This is a genomic window from Pseudoalteromonas sp. G5_S1_14_S5, assembly GCF_054968605.1.
The window spans coordinates 1-661 of the sequence record NZ_JBQKUM010000208.1 but is presented as its reverse complement, the minus strand read 5'-3'; the positions used below and the strand labels follow the sequence as shown (position 1 = coordinate 661).

Genomic DNA, 661 nt, shown 5'->3' with positions numbered 1-661 from the left:
TTTCGGTTTATTCCGATCACCTGATCCTGCCATTTTTCTCTCTTCCTATTTTTACTCTAAGTGATCGGATTGCGCCAGTTTTCTCATTGACTCACCTCCCAGTTCTATTCGATGACTATTGTGTACTAGCCGATCCATTAGAGCGTCGGCGACGGTGGCGTTGCCGATCATGTTGTACCACTCCTTTACAGGTAATTGACTGATGACGATTGTGCTGCTGTTTTGGTAGCGGTCTTCAAGTACTTCTAACAAGTGACCTGCATGCTCCTGCGGCAGTTTTTCCATACCCCAGTCGTCGAGGATAAGCAGTGCTTTTTTCGCCAGAGATTGAAGTTGCTTTTGATAGCTACCATCCAGGCGACCTGCGGTCAGATCATCAAGCAAGCGTGTTAATCGGTAGTATCTGACGGTTTGCTGTTGGTCGCAGGCGCTCGTTGCAAGTGCGCAGCCAAGATACGTTTTACCTGCTCCTGTTGGGCCTGTGATCAAGATATTCTGGTGCTTGTACAGATAACTCCCCGTCAGAAGTTCACTCATCTGTTTACGATTGAGATTTCGTCCTTCTTTGTAGAGGAGCTGGCTCGGTTGAGCATCCACTCTGAGCTTGGCTTGCCGTTTTAGGCGTTGGATTTTGTTCTGGTTACGGTTCAAGATCTCACTT

The 661-nt window shown here is 47.7% G+C and carries 1 protein-coding gene; it reads right to left on the bottom strand.

The window, feature by feature from the left end; translation table 11 throughout:
* Positions 1–51: 51 nt before the first annotated feature.
* Positions 52–661: IS21-like element ISVch3 family helper ATPase IstB (istB, locus tag ACTRWI_RS22575; protein ID WP_499133926.1), on the bottom strand; the 610-nt coding region annotated here is incomplete at its 5' end.